Source organism: Candidatus Poriferisodalis sp., assembly GCF_965208895.1.
GTDB lineage: Bacteria > Actinomycetota > Acidimicrobiia > Acidimicrobiales > Poriferisodalaceae > Poriferisodalis.
In genome coordinates this window covers 984,002-1,003,424 of record NZ_OZ242363.1, presented here as the reverse complement: position 1 = coordinate 1,003,424, position 19,423 = coordinate 984,002, and the positions used below count along the sequence as shown (strand labels likewise).

18 protein-coding genes are annotated in these 19,423 nt (G+C 68.3%); 15 read left to right on the top strand and 3 right to left on the bottom strand.

The features are described from left to right. Positions 1-3: 3 nt before the first annotated feature. Positions 4-1,293 carry an ATP-binding protein gene (locus ACOGJB_RS04540; protein ID WP_419839627.1) on the bottom strand — a complete coding sequence of 430 codons (1,290 nt, stop codon included), beginning with the start codon at positions 1,291-1,293 and terminating at the stop codon, positions 4-6. A 322-nt stretch (positions 1,294-1,615) separates the two neighbouring features. Here ACOGJB_RS04540 and ACOGJB_RS04535 point away from each other — a divergent pair, with 322 nt between their 5' ends. The 6 genes from ACOGJB_RS04535 (at position 1,616) to ACOGJB_RS04510 (ending at position 9,428) form a co-directional block, all read left to right on the top strand. Further along, the gene (locus ACOGJB_RS04535; RefSeq protein ID WP_419839626.1) at positions 1,616-2,809 is read left to right on the top strand and encodes an HNH endonuclease family protein; all 1,194 of its coding nucleotides are present in this window, start codon (positions 1,616-1,618) and stop codon (positions 2,807-2,809) included. A gap of 229 nt (positions 2,810-3,038) precedes the next feature. Beyond that, positions 3,039-5,312 carry a RelA/SpoT family protein gene (locus ACOGJB_RS04530; protein ID WP_419839625.1) on the top strand — a complete coding sequence of 758 codons (2,274 nt, stop codon included), beginning with the start codon at positions 3,039-3,041 and terminating at the stop codon, positions 5,310-5,312. A 52-nt stretch (positions 5,313-5,364) separates the two neighbouring features. Next, positions 5,365-6,771: a histidine--tRNA ligase gene (hisS, locus tag ACOGJB_RS04525; RefSeq protein WP_419839624.1), complete on the top strand. Its 1,407-nt coding sequence runs from the start codon at positions 5,365-5,367 to the stop codon at positions 6,769-6,771. A 31-nt stretch (positions 6,772-6,802) separates the two neighbouring features. Next, on the top strand, positions 6,803-8,617 hold the full coding sequence (gene aspS / locus ACOGJB_RS04520; RefSeq protein ID WP_419840681.1) for an aspartate--tRNA ligase: 1,815 nt from the start codon (positions 6,803-6,805) through the stop codon (positions 8,615-8,617). Between the two features lie 81 nt (positions 8,618-8,698). Further along, the gene (locus ACOGJB_RS04515; protein ID WP_419839623.1) at positions 8,699-9,124 is read left to right on the top strand and encodes a hypothetical protein; all 426 of its coding nucleotides are present in this window, start codon (positions 8,699-8,701) and stop codon (positions 9,122-9,124) included. A gap of 1 nt (position 9,125) precedes the next feature. After that, the gene (locus ACOGJB_RS04510) at positions 9,126-9,428 is read left to right on the top strand and encodes a hypothetical protein (RefSeq protein WP_419839622.1); all 303 of its coding nucleotides are present in this window, start codon (positions 9,126-9,128) and stop codon (positions 9,426-9,428) included. A gap of 84 nt (positions 9,429-9,512) precedes the next feature. Here the strand turns inward: ACOGJB_RS04510 and ACOGJB_RS04505 are convergent, their stop codons facing one another. Continuing rightward, positions 9,513-9,677, bottom strand: a complete 165-nt coding sequence (locus ACOGJB_RS04505; RefSeq protein ID WP_419839621.1) for a hypothetical protein — start codon at positions 9,675-9,677, stop codon at positions 9,513-9,515. Continuing rightward, positions 9,674-9,949 carry a hypothetical protein gene (locus ACOGJB_RS04500; protein WP_419839620.1) on the bottom strand — a complete coding sequence of 92 codons (276 nt, stop codon included), beginning with the start codon at positions 9,947-9,949 and terminating at the stop codon, positions 9,674-9,676. Before ACOGJB_RS04500 ends, ACOGJB_RS04505 begins: the two co-directional genes overlap by 4 nt. Positions 9,950-10,078: 129 nt before the next feature. Between ACOGJB_RS04500 and alaS the strand changes: the two genes are divergently transcribed. The 9 genes from alaS to ACOGJB_RS04455 all read left to right on the top strand — a co-directional run bounded on the left by alaS (position 10,079) and on the right by ACOGJB_RS04455 (position 19,273). Next, complete coding sequence (gene alaS, locus ACOGJB_RS04495; RefSeq protein ID WP_419839619.1) at positions 10,079-12,709, top strand: alanine--tRNA ligase; 2,631 nt, start codon at positions 10,079-10,081, stop codon at positions 12,707-12,709. Positions 12,710-12,743: 34 nt separating this feature from the next. Next, positions 12,744-13,172 (top strand): Holliday junction resolvase RuvX, encoded by a 429-nt coding sequence (gene ruvX / locus ACOGJB_RS04490; protein ID WP_419839618.1) that lies wholly within the window; start codon positions 12,744-12,746, stop codon positions 13,170-13,172. Then, positions 13,165-14,583 carry an endolytic transglycosylase MltG gene (mltG, locus tag ACOGJB_RS04485; RefSeq protein WP_419839617.1) on the top strand — a complete coding sequence of 473 codons (1,419 nt, stop codon included), beginning with the start codon at positions 13,165-13,167 and terminating at the stop codon, positions 14,581-14,583. The genes ruvX and mltG overlap by 8 nt, the downstream gene beginning before the upstream one ends. Positions 14,584-14,669: 86 nt before the next feature. Next, entirely contained in the window at positions 14,670-15,575 is a 906-nt protein-coding gene (locus ACOGJB_RS04480) for a shikimate dehydrogenase family protein (RefSeq protein WP_419839616.1), read from the top strand. Positions 15,576-15,685: 110 nt separating this feature from the next. Continuing rightward, positions 15,686-16,384: a hypothetical protein gene (locus ACOGJB_RS04475; RefSeq protein ID WP_419839615.1), complete on the top strand. Its 699-nt coding sequence runs from the start codon at positions 15,686-15,688 to the stop codon at positions 16,382-16,384. A 55-nt stretch (positions 16,385-16,439) separates the two neighbouring features. Continuing rightward, the gene (locus ACOGJB_RS04470; protein ID WP_419839614.1) at positions 16,440-17,639 is read left to right on the top strand and encodes a 3-dehydroquinate synthase family protein; all 1,200 of its coding nucleotides are present in this window, start codon (positions 16,440-16,442) and stop codon (positions 17,637-17,639) included. Positions 17,640-17,647: 8 nt separating this feature from the next. Next, a complete protein-coding gene (locus tag ACOGJB_RS04465; protein ID WP_419839613.1) occupies positions 17,648-18,154 on the top strand; it encodes a type II 3-dehydroquinate dehydratase in 507 nt (168 codons plus the stop codon). Positions 18,155-18,242: 88 nt separating this feature from the next. Continuing rightward, on the top strand, positions 18,243-18,809 hold the full coding sequence (gene efp / locus ACOGJB_RS04460; RefSeq protein WP_419839612.1) for an elongation factor P: 567 nt from the start codon (positions 18,243-18,245) through the stop codon (positions 18,807-18,809). 38 nt (positions 18,810-18,847) lie between these two features. Further along, a complete protein-coding gene (locus ACOGJB_RS04455) occupies positions 18,848-19,273 on the top strand; it encodes a transcription antitermination factor NusB (RefSeq protein ID WP_419839611.1) in 426 nt (141 codons plus the stop codon). The last annotated feature ends 150 nt before the right edge of the window (positions 19,274-19,423 follow it).

Genomic DNA, 19,423 nt, shown 5'->3' with positions numbered 1-19,423 from the left:
GGTTCAGGGGCCGAGGGCTGTGATTGGCACCACCGTGACGCCGTCGGGGCGTTCGTAGCCGTATCCCGCGGCGGTGATCACGAGCCTCTTCGCTGGCTCACCTGCCTTAGATACGTCGATCTGCTCGCATGCACGATTCAGCGTCGCCGCAGCTTCGTCCAGCCGTTCTCCCGAGCCCAGCTTGACTTCCACGGCCAGCCACCTGCCGTCGCCATGAATGACGACTGCGTCCAATTCGTGGCCGTTGCTGTCCTGGTAGTGGTGAACCGTGGCGTCGTTGGCCTCGGCGTAGATGCGTAGGTCGCGCACGACCAGCGACTCGAAGGCCTGACCCAGATAGCCAGTGTCGCGCCATAGACGCTCTGGGCCCGCGCGCAAGGTGGCCGCTGCCAACGACGGATCGGCAAGGTGGCGCTTGGGTGATCGCCGCAGTCGTGCCCGAGATCGCAGGTGCACTGCCCACGCGGGCAGGTCTTCCACCACGAATACTCGCCGCAGTGCCTCCAGGTACGCGGCCACAGCGGCCCTCGACGGCGACCCGTCGCCTGCGATGTCCCCGGACAGTGTGGTTGCCGCCGCTGTCGTGGCAATGTTGCGGCTCAGCGATTCCAGCAGTCTGAGTACCGGTTCAGGACGGTGCAGCCTGCGGCCCAACCGGGGAATGTCCGCTCGGGCGACTTCTGCGAGATAGGCGCGACACAGCGCTTGAGCGCTTGCCACCGGCATATCGACGTGACGGGGCCAGCCTCCTCGACAAAGCGCCTCGACGACGTCTTCGATGGTGGCGCCGGGCGACGCGCCCGAGCAATCGTGGCCCCCGAGCATCGAAGCCAGCGATACCTGCGCTGTGGACTCGCCTGATTCCGCCAGGGACATCGGGCGCATCCGGACTCGCATCACCCGGCCAGCGCCGGAGTGGCGCGTCCGGTCATCGGGGGGATGAGCCGAGCCTGCGAAAATGAATTGGCCCGACCCGGGCTCAGCGTCGACGGCATGTCGGGCGAAGTTCCAGAGGCTCGGCGCCAGTTGCCACTCATCGATCAGTCGCGGCTTGGCTCCCTCCAGCACGCTATTGGGCCGCAACAACGCAGCTTCGGGGGCACCCGGATCGCTGTCGAGCCGAACTTGGCTGTGTGCATGACGCAGGCCGGTCCACGACTTGCCCGTGCCTCTGGCGCCTTCGACGACCACGATGGGCGCCGCAACGAGCGCCTGGGCCATCACCGTGTCGGTGACCCGCGGCAAGTACCCCTGCGGCATCAGCGGCGACGGCTCGCCTTGGTGAGCGATCATCGCCGCAGTGTAACTGGCGTCACGCTGTATCGAACAGATTGCAGGACTATTACCTGACAGATTGCAGGTCTTGTAGAGTACACATTGCAGGGGAATCTCCGTACGAATTGCAGAGATCTTGGGGGTCCCTGCGACAGGGACTGTCGAGTTCTTGTGTATCCGGTCGTGGTGGTGTTCATCGGATGTGGTCGGGGGCTGGACGGAGACGGCCGGCGGTCTGGGTGGGGCTGGGCGTCGGGGAGCGCGAGACCTCGGAGCGGTGGGCGCGACGGGATCTCATTGAAGCCTGCCGCCGGGAACTGCGGAGTTACTCTCTGCCGCAGTGGCGCTTGAGCCGATCGTTGCCGCTGTGAGACGGAATCGCGGGCGCCGCGCTCTGGTCTTCGTGTGTGCAGTGCTGGCTGGCGCTTGCGGGATTGGCGTCGAGCCTGCCAACGACGTCACCGCCACGGCGGCCCCGGCTCCGAAGCCAGTAGCCGCGACGGCCGCGAGCGGTGGCACCGCTGCAGCCGAGCCGTTGGCGCCGCTGTCGAGCGAAGGCACAGGCGCGGCTCACGCTTTGGTGCCGTCAGCGACCCCGCAGACTGCCGGAGCTGACGCTGCGCGGGGTGGCACCAGCCAGGCTTCGCCACCGCTGACGTCCACCGACGAGTCGTCGTCGGCTCGCGGAGATGCGGAGATAGACCGAGCGGAATTCCCTGACGCAACATTCCCCGAAGCGTCGGTTCGCGACCCGCAAGCCGAGGCGGCCGATCTCGAGCGGCGTCGCAGCGTCATCGGCCTCTTCGAGCGGCTGCGCGTCGAAGCAGAGCGCCGTGGCGGCTACCGACGCGATGCAGTCTTTGCCGGATGGCTGTACAGCGCAGGCCAATCGACGAGAGACCATGTGCTTGCCGAGGAACAACTGGCGAACGGCACGTGGCTCTCTGCGTATGACGCATCGGTCGTGGCTGCGTCGTCTGAGTTGGACATCGACCATCTCGTGCCGCTGGCGGAGGCGTGGGAGTCTGGCGGGCACGAGTGGGCAGCCGAAACGTGGACTCGCTTCGCCAACGACAGCGCGGACCCGCGCTCGCTGATTGCGGTGAGTGCGGCGACCAATCGCAGCAAGGGTGCACGAGACCCTGCCGAATGGTGGCCGCCGAGTTCGTCGTATCGCTGCCAGTACGCAGTCGACTGGATCGCCGTCAAGACCCGCTGGGATCTTGCGGTGGATGCTGATGAACAAGCATCACTCGATGTGCAACTCGGCCAGTGCGCCGGTGCCGATTTCACCTTCTCTGCCCCCGCGCCAGCGCTCGTTGTTCGGGCGTCTACGGCACGAGCGCCGACGGAGACCGCATTGCCGGCGACAGGCAGGTGCCACCCTGCCTACGAGCCCTGCATTCCGCACCGTGCCGGTGACGCGCTCAACTGCGGCGATCTGAGCCGCGATCAGCGGCCCGTTTATCTGATCGACGCAGGCGATGACCCGTACCGGCTCGACCGTGACGGCGACGGCATAGGCTGCCAGTAGCACCTGCGACCGCATCAGTTCCGGCTCGTGCGGGACTGCCGCTCCAAGACGGTGAGGCCGTGGTCTGGCTCGTTCCCCACGTCTTCATGCTCACGGACGCTGCGATCTGGTCGGTTGTACGAGCGTTGTCAACGGCGTTCATGTCGGGCACGGCAGAATGAGAGCGTGAGTTCCCGCCGGTTCGACCCTGCTCGGGTCGAACACCACCTGGGTCAGCTTGGCTAGGGCCATGCCTGCGGTGTCGCGCGTTCTGCCGTGGCGGCGCATCGCGAACACGGTCGCGGCCGACATCTCGCCGGTGGTCGAGCGCTACCGCCAGCGCTGGCCGAGGCGGTCGCCCGAACTGGTCATCCGGGCCTATGAAGCAGCCGCAGAAGCGCACGAAGGCCAACGCCGAAAGACCGGCGAGGCGTACATCACCCATCCCGTGGCAGTGGCGGGCGTTGTGGCCGATCTCGGTCTCGACGACACCTCGATTGCCGCAGCGCTGCTGCATGACGCAGTCGAGGACACCAGCGTCGAGCTGGTTGGGCTGGCCGACGACTTCGGCCCCGAGGTCGCGGCCATTGTGGACGGGGTCACCAAGCTCGACCGGGTGCGGTTCGCCTCCAAGCAGGCACAGCAGGCTGCCACGCTGCGCAAGATGCTCGTAGCGATCGCGAACGATCCCCGAGTGCTGATGATCAAGCTGTCGGACCGGCTGCACAACATGCGCACGATCGGGGCGCTCGGTGCCACCAAGCAGGCCGATGTGGCCCGCGAGACCCTCGACATCTACGCCCCGCTCGCCAACAGGCTGGGCATGCAGCAGGTGCGCGACGAGCTCGAGGATCTGGCCTTCGCCGCGCTGTACCCGAAGCGTTACGCCGAGATCGACCGGATGCTCGCCGATCGCACTCCCGAACAGGAGCGCTACGTGGACCGGGTGCTGGAAGAGGTCCGCTCCCAGCTTGGCCGCATGAAGATCGAGGCCACGGTGACCGGGCGCAAGAAGCACCACTGGAGCGTCTACGAGAAGATGGTCATCAAGAACCGCTCGTTCGACGAGATCTTCGACCTGGTGGGCATCCGGGTCGTGGTGCCGACCATCCGTGATGCCTACGCCGCCCTGGGCTCCATTCACGCGACGTGGAAGCCGGTGACCGGCCGGTTCAAGGACTACATCGCGATGCCCAAGTTCAATCTGTACCAGTCGCTGCACACGACCGTGGTCGGCCCGTCGGGCACGGCTGTCGAAGTGCAGATCCGCACCGAGGAGATGCACCAGCGAGCCGAGTTCGGGGTGGCGGCCCATTGGCGCTACAAGGCCGAGCGCAACGGCAGCGGCAGCAAGGGCAGCAAGTCCGAGCGGCACCCCAGCGCAGCCGCCGAGGCCGACATGCCGTGGCTGAGCCGGCTGGTCGAATGGCAGGCCGAATCTGACGACCCGGCCGAGTTCATGCGCACCATTGCCAGCGACCTCGGTCACGGCGAGGTGTACGTGTTCACGCCCAAGGGCGACGTGGTGACGCTGCCGACCGGCGCCACGCCCATCGACTTCGCATACGCCATCCACACCGATATCGGCGACTCGCTCATCGGCGCCAAAATCGACGGCCGGCTGGTGCCGCTGGATCGGCCATTGCGCTCGGGCGACACCGTCGAGGCGTTCACCTCCGACGATCCCGGCACTCGGCCGTCGCGTGACTGGCTCGAGGTCGCTGTCACGCCGCGGGCCCGTTACAGCATCCGTCGCTGGTTCGCCCGTTCTGACCGGTCCGAATGGGTGGCTGCGGGGCGGGAGGCGGTCTCCGACGAGCTGCGCTCAGAAGGGCTCAAGGCTTCGCTGGTCATCGACGGCGACGAGATGAGCGCCGTGGCGCAGCAGTTCAGTCGGGCCGACCTCGAAACGCTGTTCGAAGCGGTTGGCAAGGGCGACGTGGGGGCCCACTCGGTGGCCAAGCGACTGGTCAGCAACCTGCGAGGCGAGGGCGACGGCGCGCAGCTCCCGGCCCGTCCTGCCCGTCAGCGGGGCTCACGCCGCCGCCGCTCCGCGGGCGTGCACGTCGACGGCCACGACGACGCGCTGGTGCGGCTGGCCCGTTGCTGCAGCCCGGTGCGCGGCGACGAGGTCTTGGGGTTCGCGACCAGCGGGCGTGGCCTCTCGGTCCACCGTGCCGACTGCGCCAACGCGGGCGAATTGGCGACATCGTCCAATGCCCGACAGGTCGAGGTGGAGTGGGACGAGAGCTGGGCGGGCGAATACGCCGCAGCGCTCGAGGTCCGCGGCCTGGACCGCAACCGCCTGCTGCTCGACGTGGTGCAGATCGTGTCGGGCCGTCACGGCCTGTCGATTGCGAGCTGCGACACGTTCGTGGGCGACGATCAAGTAGCGGTGATGCAGTTCGAGGTCGAGGTCGGCGATCCGATCCTGCTCGACCAGCTCCTGGCCGCATTGCGCGAAGTGCCAGGCGTGTTCGACGCCTACCGCACGATCGAAGGCCTCGCCCGCACCGAGTACTGAAGGCTCGCGACAGCTAGGACCCACGGCGGCAGGGCCGTAGCCTTCGCTGGTCATGTCCGCTATGCCTTCGACGCCAGCCAGCCCTCCTGACGGCGGCGATGCGGCGGCCCCGAAGTCGTTCCGCACGCCCATCGGGACGCACGACTTGGCACCGCCTGAATCGGGCCGCTGGGTGGCGCTGCTGGGCACGTTCATCGCCGCGGCGGACCGTGCTGGGTTCGGTTACTTGCAGACGCCGATCTTCGAGGACATCGGTGTCTTCGCCCGCATCGGGGAGGGCACCGACGTGGTCGGCAAGGAGATGTACGAGTTCTTCGATCGCAGCGACCGCCACCTGGCGCTGCGACCCGAGTGCACGGCGTCGGTGTGCCGTGCCTTCGCGCAGCACCGCCCCACCACGCCGTGGAAGGTCTGGTATCAGGGGCCGTTCTTCCGCTACGAAGCGCCCCAGGCCGGCCGTTACCGCCAGTTCCACCAGATCGGGGCCGAAACGCTCGGCACCGACGACCCTGACGCCGATGTCGAGATCATCGCCCTGGCTGCGGAGTTCTTCAGGGCGATCGGGCTGCGGCGGGTGCCGCTGCTGGTGAATTCGATGGGCGACGCCGACACTCGCGCCGCATACAACGACGCGCTCAGCGCCTACCTGCAACAGCGGGCCGGCGACGTCGACCCGGCGGATCGGGACAAGATCGAGCGCCACCCGCTGCGCATCCTGGATTCCAAGCGTGCCGCCACCGCTGCAGTCGCCGCCGAAGCCCCGCAGATCACCGACTATCTCTCTGCGGACACGGCGGTCCACTTCGAGCGGGTGCGTGAGGGCCTGGACGCGCTCGGGATCGAGCACGCCGTGGAGCCCAAGCTGGTGCGCGGGCTCGACTACTACACACGCACCACGTTCGAGTTCCGTGCCGCGAGCTTGGATGCTGCCCAGGACACGATCTGCGGCGGTGGTCGCTACAACGGGCTGGTGGAGGCGCTCGGCGGGCCGCCGACGCCCGGCATCGGCTTCGCGCTGGGCATCGAGCGTCTGCTGCTGGCCTGCGATGCCGAGGGCGTGTTCGACGTGCCGACGCAACGGGCGGAAGTGTGGGTGGTCGACACGGCGGGCGGCACCGCTGCACGCGATCTCACCCACGAGCTGCGCTCGGTCGGCATCCGGGCCGACCGCGCCTTCGACGACCGGTCGATACGGGCGCAGATGCGCGCCGCGAACCGCTCGGGTGCAGAGATCGCGCTCATCGTGGGAACCGACGAAATCGATGCCGGCACCGTCACCGTCCGGCCGCTGCGGCGCCCTGACGGCGGCGACGCCGACATGGCGCAGCAGGCCGTGCCGCGGTCTGAACTGCTGAGCACACTGCGAGCCACGTTCGACGCGTTGAACGCCCCAGCGCTGAATACCCCAGCGCCAAATACCCCAGTGCCGGCCTCTGATGACACCTCAAGCCCAGCTTGAACCCCGAAGGACTGACCGAGTGAACACCCTGATGCGAACCGACTACTGCGGGCGGCTGAGCCGCGCCGACATCGGCCGGGAAATCACCGTGTGCGGCTGGGTCTCCCGGCGGCGTGAACATGGCGAGCATCTCGCCTTCGTCGACTTGCGTGACCGCACCGGCATCGTGCAATGCGTGGTGGATCACGCGCACGACCTGCGCTCGGAGTACGTGCTGTCGGTGACGGGCACCGTGCGCGAACGACCCGAAGACACCGCCAACGCCGATCTGGCCACCGGCGAGATCGAGATCGGCGATGCAAGCGTCGAGGTGCTCTCTCGCTCGGAGCCGCCGCCGTTCCAGATCGACGGCCGCACCGAGGTCGACGAGATGCTGCGCATCCGCCATCGCTACCTCGACCTGCGAAACCCTCGCATGCACTCGAACCTGGTCAAGCGGGCACGGGTGAACGCAGCGATCCGCCGCTCGATGGAGGCTGCGGAGTTCATCGAGGTCGAGACGCCCACGCTCGTGGCCTCCACCCCCGAAGGCGCCCGCGACTTCGTGGTGCCCAGCCGGCTGCATCAGGGTCGCTTCTACGCATTGCCGCAGAGCCCCCAGTTGTTCAAGCAGCTCTGCATGGTGGGCGGCATCGACCGCTACTACCAGATTGCGCGCTGCCTGCGAGACGAGGACCTGCGGGCCGATCGGCAGTTCGAGTTCACCCAGCTCGACTTGGAGATGAGCTTCGCCACCGGCGCCGAGGTGCGGGCCGTGATCAGCGAAGCAGTGGCCGAAGCGGCCGAAGAGATCACCGGCGTGCGCCCTGCGGCGATGGATGAGATCACTTGGCACGAGGCGATCGACCGCTACGGATCCGACAAGCCCGACCTGCGATTCGGGCTCAAGCTGGTCGAGCTCAGCGACCTGTTCGCCGAGACCGGCTTCAACGCCTTCAAGGCGCCTGCGGTGCGGGGTATCCGGGTGCCCGGCGGCGGCGACATCAGCCGCAACGCGGTCGACGATCTCACCAAGCAGTGCCAGCGATGGGGTGCCAAGGGTCTCGTGTGGATGCGCGTCAGCGCCGGCGAGCCGCTGGCCGAAGGCGCCCGCAGCGCGGCAGGCGGCCGGCTGGCGGTCACCTCGCCGGTGGCGAAGTTCATGTCCGACGCCGAGATCGACGGCGTGCTGGAGCGCCTCGGGGCCGAGGCCGGCGACATGTGCTACTTGGTGGCCGACACCTGGCGCAGGGCCAGCGGTGTGCTCGGCCTGCTGCGGCTGGAGCTGGGCCGCCCGCCAGTCAACGAGGGCGGCTTGCACTTCTTGTGGGTGGTCGACTTCCCGCTGTTCGAGGATGTGAACGCCGACGGGCTCCCCGTTCCCGCACACCATCCCTTCACGATGCCTCACGTCGACGATCTCGACGCTGTCGCCGCGGCCTCGCAGCGCATGGCCTCGGGCGGGGGGTTCGATGCCGACACGCTGCTGGGCGTGCGATCGCAGGCCTACGACCTGGTGCTGAACGGCTGGGAGCTCGGCTCGGGCAGCGTGCGGATCCATCGGGGCGACATCCAGCAGCAGATCTTCGATCTGCTGGGCATCGAGCCGGCCACGGCGCAGGAGCGTTTCGGCTTCCTGCTCGATGCATTCCGCTACGGCGCTCCGCCCCATGCCGGCTTCGCGTTCGGCATCGACCGTCTGGCGGCGCTGCTGTGCGGCGAGGAGAACATCCGCGAGGTGATCGCGTTCCCCAAGAGCCAGTCCGGCGCCGACCCGCTCACCAACGCCCCGTCTGCCATCTCAGCGGTACAGCTCGACGAGCTGGGTCTCACGCTGGCCGCCGTCGATGAGTCAGGAGACGAATGATGGGAGTCTGGGACGGGGCATCTGCGGGCGACAGACGAAGGGGACGGTGACGGCAATGCCAGAGCATCTCTGGGGTCACCCATGAGCAGCAGCGATCTCGCAGCCGTGGTGGTGACGGTCTGCGTGGTGGTCGCGTTGGCGGCGCTGATCGTCGTGCTGACCCAAGCGTTCGCATTGATGCGGGAGTTCCGGCGCAAGCTCGCCGACTTCGACGCCAAAGTCGGCCCGGCGCTGAGCCAGCTGGCGGACACTGCCGAGATGGCTCAGGCTGAGATCAGCCGCCTGCGGGACCTGCTGAACATTGCACAGAAGGTCGCAGGGATGGCCGACGCTGCCGGGGGTGCCGCTGCGCGCGTTGCCGGAGTGCCGGTCGACAAAGTTCGCTCGGCAGTCGCAGCGCTGCGGGGCAAGGCCGCTGACGAGGGGCGCGAGAATGCTCGCGGCGGCCAGGACACGTCTGCCGGCTCTGCGATCGCATCCGCAGGCCGCGACCACAGGGAGCGTTGACATGCTGAAGCGGTTGCGCTGGCTGACCTTGGGCGCCGGACTGGGCGTGGGTGCCTCGCTGTGGGCGCAGCGGCGGCTGCGATATCTCCTCGACCGTTACGCACCAGTTCGGGGCACCGCGACGGTGCTCGGTTCGGCGCGCCGGATGCGACGCGACGCGACCGACGCTTGGCAGGAGCGGCGTCAGCGCTTGGAGGGCGCGTGGGAGGACGGCAGGCGGCAGATGCGCGACGCCGAACAGCGACTACGAGACGAGCGAGAGCGCCGCTGGGCCGAACGCCGCCAACGCCGCGAAGCCGCCTGAGCTGACCTCGTTGAATTCGGCGGGCGGTGCCGACGCCGCGGCTCGATCAGTGCCGCCCTGACGAGTCGCGATGCCTCGGGGCTGTTACGCCCGGTCGGCCGTCGCGGGCCTTGGCAGCGGGCGCCAAGTCGAGAGCATGCGGTCGAGTTCCTCGTCGGTGAACTCGCGTCTCGCGAACTCCTCCGACCAGCGCGTCCACTTCTCGGTGTTCTCGTCGTCGATGATCGTGATCTCGTCAGCTTCGCTCATAATCTCAGCTTCTTCAGATGGACTCGAAGGCGACCAGTCAGCGCCATAGCGTGGATGACAATGGGTTCGTCAGCGGGGTTGTCGTCGGCTTCAAGATATACCAACTCCAAGAAGTTGCCGGCATGGTCGGGGCTGATGCGGAGCCGTTTCGGGGGATCGTGTCCGGCATCCACGGATAGATCGCCAACCCCGAATTCCCATGCGTGCTTGATCTCCGAGGCCGCGATGCCGTGGCGCAGCGCTGATCGATGTATCCGCACCCGACCCACCATAGGGGGATACTTCCATTTATTTCAGTATATTTTGTTCCCGAACGCCAGTCGGGGAAGCAGGAGTGCTGCCAACGCCGCGAAGCCGCCTGAGCCACGGAGGCCGCGAAGGCTCCTCGGTATCCTCTGGGAATGCGCGCCGAGGAACTGCGTGAAGCCTTCAGCTCGTTCTGGTCGGAGCGGGGTCACGAAGTCCGCGCCTCTGCGAGCCTGATTCCCCACGAGCCGTCGCTGCTGTTCACGGTGGCCGGGATGGTGCCGTTCATGCCGTACTTCCTCGGCGAGGAGGTGCCGCCGACGCGCCGCATGGTCACCATCCAAAAGTGCGTCCGGGCAGGCGGCAAGCACAACGATCTCGACGACATCGGCCGCACCAACCGGCACTTCACGTTCTTCGAGATGATGGGCAACTTCAGCTTCGGCGACTACTTCAAGGCCGAAGCCATCGGTTGGGCGTGGGAGTTCGTCACCGACGTGCTCGGCCTGGAACGCGACAAGCTCTGGGTGACCGTGCACGTCAGCGACGACGAGGCCGCAAAGATCTGGCAGAGCGCCGTCGGTGTTCCGCCCGAGCGCATCCAGCGGCTCGACAAGGACAACTGGTGGGCGGCAGGCGACGTCGGACCGTGCGGGCCCTGCAGCGAGATCTTCTACGACATCGGGTCCGAACATGGCGCCGACGGCGGCCCTGCACACGGTGGCGAAGACCGCTTCGTGGAGATCTGGAATCTTGTGTTCATGCAGTTCGCCGCCGACGGCACCGGCGAGCTGACGCCGCTGGAAGCCCCCGGCATCGACACGGGTGCGGGCCTCGAGCGGATCCTGGCGGTGCTGCAGGGCGTGCCCGCAGCGTGGGACATCGACCTGTTCGCGCCGCTGCTCGCCGAGGCCGAGCGCATCTGCGGCAAGACCTACGGCGCTGATCCCGAGACCGATGTCTCCATGCGCATCTTCGCCGACCACGCCCGCACGACGGCGATGCTCATCTCCGACGGCGTCTTCCCCTCCAACGAAGACCGCGGCTACGTGCTGCGGCGCATCATCCGCCGGGCCGTGCGCCACGCCTGGGTGCTCGGTGTCACCGATGTCGTGATGCCTCGCCTGGTCGAGATCGTGGTGGACGTGATGGGCGGCCACTACACCGACCTGGTAAAGAACCGGCAGTTCATCGCCGACGTCGTGGCCCGCGAGGAGGAGCGCTTCCGCACCACGCTCGCCGCCGGCGTGAAGATTCTCGACGAGGCGACGACCGGTCTGGACTCGGGCGATGTGGCCAAGGCCGTGCTTGAGGGCGAGACGGCCTTCTTGCTGCATGACACGCATGGCTTCCCGGTGGAGGTGACCGAAGAGATCCTGGCCGAAAGGGGCCTGCGCCTCGACCGCGAGGGTTTTGAAGCCGCCATGGATAAGCAGCGGGCACGAGCCCGTGCGGGACGGGCAGGCGGCCCGACGTTCGCAGACGGGCGCTACCGGGAAATCCTGGCGCAATTCGGCGCCACCCATTTCGTGCGAGACAACGCGACGGTGCCCGATGCCCGGGTGCTTGCGGTGTTCGAGCTGCCCCAAGGCGACGAACACGGCACCGATGCGCACGACGGCGACCGTCTCGTCGAAGTGTTCCTGGACCGCACGCCGTTCTACGCCGAGAGCGGCGGGCAGATCGGCGACATCGGCACCATCACCGGCGCTGACGGCGGCATCGAGGTGCGCGACTGCACCTATGCGCTCGCCGGCCTGCACCGCCACGTCGGGCGTGTCGTCGGCGAGGGCGTCGACGCCGGATCGCTGGTGACCGCAGAGATCGACGACGAACGGCGGGCGGCGATACGGCGCAACCACACGGGCACCCACGTCTTGCACTGGGCGCTGCGAGAGGTTCTGGGCGACCACGTCAAGCAGGCAGGCTCGCTGGTGTCACCTGATCGCCTGCGATTCGACTTCAGCCATTACGAGGGCGTCAGCCGCGATCAGCTGCGCGAGATCGAGCAGGTAGCCAACGCCGAGATCATCGCCAACGGCCGCTGCCGCCACTACGAGACGTCGATGAGCCATGCGCAGGCCATCGGCGCCATTGCGTTCTTCGGCGACAAGTACGGCGACATCGTGCGGGTGCTCGAAGCCGGAGAGCATTCGGTGGAGCTCTGCGGCGGCACCCATGTGGCCGCGCTGGGCGACATCGGTCACCTGCGCATCGCGTCCGAGTCGAGCATCGGCTCGAACATGCGCCGCATCGAAGCAATCACGGGCCTTGCGACCGTCGATCGGCTCGCCGACGCCGAGGACACCCTGGACTCGCTGGCCGAGATGCTGAACGCGCAGCCCGACGAGATTGCGTCCGCCGTGCAGCGGCGCCTCGACGAGACCAAGGAGCTGCGCCGGCAGGTCCGTGACCTGCAACGTGCGATGGCGTCGTCGAGGGCCGACGAATTGGCAGCCGCAGCCGACGACGGCGTCGTCATTGCCGACCTCGGCGACCTCGAACGCGACTCGCTGAGGGATCTGGCTGTGTCGGTGCGCGACCGCCAAGGCATCCGTGCTGTCGTGCTGGCCTCCGCGCCCGCAGCCGGGGGAGTGGCCTTGGTCGCAGCGGTGGACCCGGCCGGCGATCTGTCTGCAGGCGACCTGTTGCGTGACGCCGCCCGCACGGTCGGCGGCGGTTTCGGCGCCAAGGGCGACCCGCCGCTCGTCGTGGCGGGCGGCCGCAACCCCGACGGCATCGGCGACGCCCTTGCCCAGGCCCGAGTGGCGGCACTCGGGGCGTGAGGCGCACCGCATCCCCGGACTCGACAGGCCAGCCGTGCCGGGCCCCATGATGCGGGCGATCGGCGTCGATCTGGGCTCGGTGCGCATTGGTGTGGCCTTCGCACCTGCGGACGCTGCGGTGGCAGTGCCCTATGAAGTCCTCGAGCGCAGCGGCACGCGTGCCCGTGACCACGAAGCGCTCGCAGGTATGGTCGCTGAGGTGGCTGCGGAGGTGGTCGTCATCGGTCTGCCGACCTCGCTTGACGGCAGCGAGGGACCGTCCGCCGCCGCCGCACGGGCCGAGGCCGGTGAGATCGCAGCAGCCCTCGATGTGCCGGTGGTCTTGCATGATGAGCGCTATACGACGGTGACGGCGGAGCGCATCCTTGCCGACCAGGGCGTGCGCGGCCCTGCCCGTCGCAAGGTCGTCGACAAGGTGGCGGCCGCCGTCATCTTGCAGTCGTGGCTCGACGCACGTGACTGACGGCCGCACCGAAGCTCCCCGTGGCGGTGACGAGCCCAGCGGCACGACTGCCGACAGCGGCCGTGCAACTGCGTTGAGAACGCCGCCGGCGGTGAGACGGCTGGCGGGACGGCTCGTCGGCATGGTCGGCCTGGCGCCGCAGGGCTCCTCGCCGGGTGCTGAGCCGGGCCTCGCGCCGGGTCCGGACGTCGGCGCGGAAACCGGCGCGGCTTCATCACCGGAGCGGGCGCGACGATCGGCGGAGGCGAGGACGCCGGGATCGCAGCCGGCGCCTGAGGTCGGCGCGGAGCATCCGCCGCCGGTCGGGGGTCGCCGGGGCGTCGACTACGAGGTGGTGAGCACACGGCGCGGTCTGGGCACAGCCGGAGCGCTGCTGTTCCTGGTCGTGCTCGGCATCGTCGCTTGGATGGTGGGCAGCCGCGGCTACCGCTGGGTGGCCGAACAGCTCGACCCGCCCGGCGATCCCGCCGGCGAGATCGTGCTGACGCTGCCGCCCGGATCGAGCACGGCGAGCATCTCCGACCTGCTCGCAGAGCACAGCGTCGTTCCCAGCTCACGGGCCTACGAGTGGTACGTGAGGTTCAAGGGCGGCCCGGCGTTCCAGGCCGGCGAGTACACGTTCCAGTCGAACTCATCGGTGTGGGAGACCATGGCCGTGCTCGAGGCCGGGCCGAGCCGTGTCGCGCAGGCCGCTCAGCAACCGCTCACGATTCCCGAGGGCCTGACCGTGGCGCAGATGGCCGCGCTGCTCGACGAGGTCGCCGGCCTGAGCTTCAACGGCAGAGACTTCCTCGAGGCCGTGCGGGCGCGGCCGGTCCTCTCGCTGGTGGCACCGGTGCCTGCGGTGCTGCCCGACGGAGTCATCGATCCCGCCGAAGGCCAGCTCTTCGCCGACACGTACTTCTTCGACTCCCAGACGAGCGCGGAGCAGCTCGCCGCACTGATGGTCGACCGGCTCGATGCCGTGCTCACCGAGCTGGGTTACGACGAAGCCCCGCGTCGGGTGGGCCTGACGCCGTACGAGGCGTTGATCGTGGCCAGCATGATCGAACGCGAGGCCCAACTGCCCGAAGACCGGGCCAAGGTGGCGCGGGTGATCTACAACCGGCTGGCCCGGGGATGGTCGCTCGGCCTTGACGCCACCGTTGTCTACGCCGTCGGGACCCAGGAGCTGACCGCCGAGCTGCTGGCGGTGAACTCCCCGTACAACACCCGGGTGCTCGTCGGGCTGCCGCCGACGCCGATTGCCGCACCGGGTAGGGCGTCGCTCGAGGCAGCGCTGAATCCGCAGGACGGGCCGTGGATGTTCTTCGTGCTGACGTCGCCGGACGGAACCCTGTCGTTCTCGGAGACCGACGAGGAATTCCAGCGCGACAAGGCGGTCTGCCAGGAGCTGGGGCTCTGCGGCTGATCAACCGTAGCTGTCGGTGGGAGATGCTCACATAAGATTGCAGTGTGCTCATGTCGGGCGGGCCATCGGGTGGGGAGAATATGCCGATGGTCGTTCCAACAGGCAGCACACGCCTTGCAGGCGTGATCGGTGATCCGGTACGCCACTCGCTGAGTCCGGCGCTGCACAACGCTGCATTTGCCCGCTTGGGCCTTGACTGGACCTACGTGGCGTTCGAGATTCCTGCTGGCCGCGCCGCCGCTGCGCTCGGCGCGATGCGAGTGCTCGGCATCGAGGGCTTGTCGGTCACCATGCCGCACAAGGACGCTGCCGCCGCTGCCTGTGACGAGCTGTCGCCTGCTGCGGAGCTGCTCGGGGCTGTCAACTGCGTGCGCCGCGACGGCGACCGTCTGATCGGCGAGAATACCGATGGTGCTGGGTTCCTGCGCTCGCTTTGCACCCAAGCAGGTGCGGACCCCACGGGATTGCACGCCGTCGTGCTGGGCGCTGGCGGCGCGGCGCGGGCGGTGATTGTTGCCCTGGCGGACGCGGGGGCGTCGGTGACCGTCGTGAATCGATCACCGCATGCCGCCGAGCGGGCGGTCGCATTGGGGGCAGCGGCGGGTGCTGCGGCGGCTGCGGCACTGGGTGCGGCAGCGGGCGGCGCAACAACCGGGGCGTCCGGCGGGCCGTCAGGCTCGGCGGTGGTCGGCCCCGCCGAAGCGGTGCGCGACGCCGATGTCGTGGTGAACGCCACGCCGCTCGGCATGAACGCGGGCGATCCGCTGCCGTTCGATCCGGCGTTGCTGAGCGGCGGCCAGATCGTGGTCGATCTCATCTACCGGCCTGAGCGAACGCCACTGCTCGAAGCAGCCGCCCAGGCAGGCGCCACCACGCTCAATGGCACCGGAATGCTCTTGTTTCAAGCCGCCGAGCAGTTCAGTATGTGGACCGGCCACGACGCTCCCGTCGACGAGATGGCAGCGGCTGTCGGCCTGCGCATCGCCGGGTAGCACCCCGGACCACAAGCGGCCCCTGTGGCCGCGGGAGACCGGGGAGTCGTCAGCATGAGCATCGAGACCGCTGATCGAAGTGAACGACGGACCCGCCGCCGGGTCGGCTCGTGTACGGGCAGCGACACGTCCGCTGTGACAACGGCCCGATGATGGCGGGTCATGTCGTCGCGGTTGCGACAGCCGGACTCGGCGGGATTGCAGCAGGCGTCGTGATCATGCGCTGGGCACAACGCGGCTTCGGCGTCGGCCTGCATGGGGCTTCGGCGATTGCGGGGTGCGTTGTGACCGCAGCGGCGCTGGCGCTGCGCTTCCACCACAGCGCCTACCTCGCTCCGTTGCTCGCATTCGGCTGGGCAGGCGCGCTCATCTCGGGTATCGACCTGCGGACCCATCTGATCCCGACGCGTTTGTTGGGCGCCTGTGCGGCCGTCGCCGTCCTGTTGCTGTGCTTGGCCGCAGCGCTCGACGGCGGTCTCGCGGGCTTAGAGCGTGCCTGCGTCGCAGCAGCCATTGGGGCTGCGCTCGGCTGGGGATCGATGCATGTCATCTGGCGAGCTGCTCGGGGCGGGCTCGGGTACGGCGACGTGCGGCTGGGCGGATATCTCGGCATGCACCTCGGTCTCGGCGGGTTTGTGATGGTGTGGTGGGGCCTGCTGGCCGGTTTCGCCGTAGCAGCGCTCGTCGGCGCAGTCGGGGTGGTAGTGCTGCGCCGCGGCGCCGACTACCGGTTTGCTCTCGGACCGTCGCTGATCGCTGGCGCGCTGGCAGCCATTTGGTGGTCTGCGCCGACAGGTCTCGCCGTTTGAGCCCCGACGCCCCCGCCCACAGCCGCTCGGTGCAGCGTCGGTACCCTCGCCCGTGATGTCGAGGCCCATCATCGTGACGGTGCCGCTACGAGAACGCGCCTACCCCGTGCTCGTGGGCGATGGCGCATGTGCCGAATTGGCGAGCGTCGTCCCGGTGGGTTCGAGCCGGGCTGCCGTGGTGACCCAAGCGGGCATCGGAGTTGCTGTCGATCCTGGCATCCCTTTCGAGACGTTCGCTATTCCCGACGGCGAGCAGGCCAAGGAGATGGCGACAGTCATTGGTCTGTGCCGTGAGTTCGCCCGTTTCGGCCTGACAAGACGTGACGTCGTCGTCAGCGTCGGCGGCGGTGTGGTCACCGACGTGGCGGGCTTCGCTGCGGCCGTGTACCACCGTGGCGTCGCTGTAGTGCATGTCCCGACGACGCTGCTGGGTCAGATCGACGCTGCTATCGGCGGTAAAACAGGAGTGAACCTGCCGGAGGGCAAGAACCTCATCGGCGCTTTCTGGCAGCCGAGCGGGGTACTGTGCGATACCAGCCCCGAGGTGCTCGGGAAGCTGCCCGCACGCGAGATGCGCGCGGGCTACGGCGAGTTAGCCAAGTACCACTTCATCGGCTGCTCTGCGGAGGCAGCGAACCTCATAGGGGAAGCGAGTCTGACGCTGTATCTGATGGGCAACCCTCAGGTGGATGGCGATTCACCGCTGTTTCGCAGCCTTGCAAGGCTGCGCCGGGGTTGGCCACACGAGGACGAGTCATCGGGTCGGCTGCCAGAAGGCGAGCTGGCGGCACGGCTGCGGGGCGGCACAGCGCTCGAAGAACTGCAAGGTGCAGAACTGGTGGCCGCGTGCGTCGCCATCAAGGCCGAGGTGGTGGGTTCGGATGAGACCGAGAGCGGCCGGCGGGCGTTGCTGAACTACGGTCACACCCTGGGTCACGCGCTCGAAATCGCCGGACGGTTCGATCTGCGCCATGGCGAGGCCGTGGCCATCGGGCTGCGGTATGCGGCAGTGGTGGCCCGCCTGCTCGGACGCATCGATGACGATCGGGTGGCCGCCCACGAGCGGGTGCTGGAGTCCTACGGCCTCGATACGGCGCTGCCTGCGGGCATCGACCACGACGAGATCATCGAGCTGTTCGGCCGCGACAAGAAGGCCGCCGACGGCATCACGTTCGTGCTTGACGGCCCCCGGGGCCTCGAAGTGGTGCCCGGCGTCGACCCCGGCGTGCTGCGCAGCGCGCTCGAGCGGATGTGAGTGCTGCCATGCCTCGCCACGTCGTGCTGCTGCTGTCGGGTCCGAACTTGAACCTGCTGGGCACCCGCCAGCCCGAGATCTACGGCACTGACACGCTGCTCGACCACGTACAGGCCGCTCGCCGGGCCGCCACCGGGTGCGGCTGGGACCTCGAGCACTGCCAGAGCAACCACGAAGGCGACCTCGTCGATGCCGTGCACGCGGGCATCGGCCGGGTCGAGGCGATCGTGGTGAACCCCGGCGCCCTCACCCACTACGGCTGGTCGCTGCATGACGCGCTCGCAGCCTTCGAGGGGCCGATCGTGGAGCTGCACCTGTCCGAACCCCGCGAGCGCGAGCCGTGGCGGCACCACTCGGTGGTGGAGCCGTTGGCGACCGCCCGGGTGGCGGGCCAAGGCGGCGCCGGCTACCCCCAGGCGGTCGCGCTGGCCATTGAGGCGGCGGCTGGCGAGGCCCCCACCGCCGTGCCCGACACCGGCGACGCAGCCGACACTGGCGATTCTGGCGACCGGTGATCGTGGCAGGCCGTCGTGACGGCTAGCTGTGCTTGTACCGTCCCGCTGCGAACCTGTGAAGCACCCAGGCTGACTCCGAGGCGTTGACATGGCCATTTCCACTGCCGACTTCCGCAACGGCATGACGCTCGATCTCGCCGACGGGCTGTTCCAGCTCACCGAGTTCCAGCACGTCAAGCCCGGCAAGGGCGGCGCTTTCGTGCGGACCACGCTCAAGAACGTTCGCACCGGTGCCACCTTGGAGCGTACGTTCCGGGCGGGCGAGCGCATGGAACGCGCCGTCATCGACCAGCGAGACATGCAGTACCTCTACGACGACGGCGACTCCTTGGTGTTCATGGACACCGACAGCTACGAGCAGCTCCCGGTGAGCCGGGCGGCCGCCGGCAGCGCCACGAACTTCCTCGTGGAAGGCGAGATGGCCACCGTGGTGCGCTACGGCGACGAGGTGCTCGGCGTGGAGCTGGCTGCCTCGGTGGCGCTGGAGGTGGCCGACACCGACCCTGGCGTGCAGGGCGACCGGGTGTCGGGCGCCCGCAAGCCGGCCACCATGTCCACCGGGCTGGTGGTGCAGGTTCCCCTGTTCATCGAGACCGGCGAGCGGCTGAGAATCGACACCCGCAGCGGCGACTACATCGAGCGGTCCCGCGGCTGACGCCGCAGGGTCGTTGATCGGGGCCGAGGCCCGCTGCCATGAACCGTCCCGCCGACCCGTTCGCCGCTCCCGACGAGCCGACTCGCCGCCGGGAGGCGCGCCAGCGCTCGGTGGAACTGCTGTACGAGGCCGAGATGAAGTCGTGCGAGCTGGCAGACGTGCTTGCCGAGCAAGTCAGCGACCTCGATCCGTTTGCACTCTTGCTGGCCTCCAGCGTCGCCTCCCAGCGTGACGCCCTGGTCGAGCGGCTGGCCGGGCTGCTGGCTGAGGGCTGGACGCCCGAGCGCCTTGGCATTTGCGATCGTCTGATCCTGCTGCAGGGACTCTTCGAGCTTGAGCGAGGGTCTGCTCCCGCCGCCGTGGTCATCAATGAAGCCGTCGAGCTGGCGCACCGCCTCGGCGCCACCGATCGCAGCGGCGCCCTCGTGAACGGCGTGCTCGCTGCGGCCCACAGCAGATCATGACGGCCAGAACGTGATGGCCAGATCGTGATGTACAGGTCGTGAGTCCGGCCGGCGGCCCGCTGCCGCCGCGGCGGATCGGCGTTCGCGCACGCAGGCGGTCGTGACCGAGGCGTTTCCCGTGCTGTTTCAAATGAAGTGAAAATAACTGGC

Coding starts and splice junctions, on each gene's coding strand:
- alaS (WP_419839619.1), top strand. CDS start 10,079: ATGCGCGCCGAGGAACTGCGTGAAGCCTTCAGCTCGTTCTGGTCGGAG.
- ACOGJB_RS04530 (WP_419839625.1), top strand. CDS start 3,039: ATGCCTGCGGTGTCGCGCGTTCTGCCGTGGCGGCGCATCGCGAACACG.
- ACOGJB_RS04540 (WP_419839627.1), bottom strand. CDS start 1,293: ATGATCGCTCACCAAGGCGAGCCGTCGCCGCTGATGCCGCAGGGGTAC.
- hisS (WP_419839624.1), top strand. CDS start 5,365: ATGTCCGCTATGCCTTCGACGCCAGCCAGCCCTCCTGACGGCGGCGAT.
- ACOGJB_RS04515 (WP_419839623.1), top strand. CDS start 8,699: ATGAGCAGCAGCGATCTCGCAGCCGTGGTGGTGACGGTCTGCGTGGTG.
- ACOGJB_RS04465 (WP_419839613.1), top strand. CDS start 17,648: ATGCCTCGCCACGTCGTGCTGCTGCTGTCGGGTCCGAACTTGAACCTG.
- ACOGJB_RS04500 (WP_419839620.1), bottom strand. CDS start 9,949: ATGGTGGGTCGGGTGCGGATACATCGATCAGCGCTGCGCCACGGCATC.
- ACOGJB_RS04470 (WP_419839614.1), top strand. CDS start 16,440: ATGTCGAGGCCCATCATCGTGACGGTGCCGCTACGAGAACGCGCCTAC.
- efp (WP_419839612.1), top strand. CDS start 18,243: ATGGCCATTTCCACTGCCGACTTCCGCAACGGCATGACGCTCGATCTC.
- ACOGJB_RS04480 (WP_419839616.1), top strand. CDS start 14,670: ATGGTCGTTCCAACAGGCAGCACACGCCTTGCAGGCGTGATCGGTGAT.
- ACOGJB_RS04455 (WP_419839611.1), top strand. CDS start 18,848: ATGAACCGTCCCGCCGACCCGTTCGCCGCTCCCGACGAGCCGACTCGC.
- aspS (WP_419840681.1), top strand. CDS start 6,803: ATGCGAACCGACTACTGCGGGCGGCTGAGCCGCGCCGACATCGGCCGG.
- ACOGJB_RS04510 (WP_419839622.1), top strand. CDS start 9,126: ATGCTGAAGCGGTTGCGCTGGCTGACCTTGGGCGCCGGACTGGGCGTG.
- ACOGJB_RS04505 (WP_419839621.1), bottom strand. CDS start 9,677: ATGAGCGAAGCTGACGAGATCACGATCATCGACGACGAGAACACCGAG.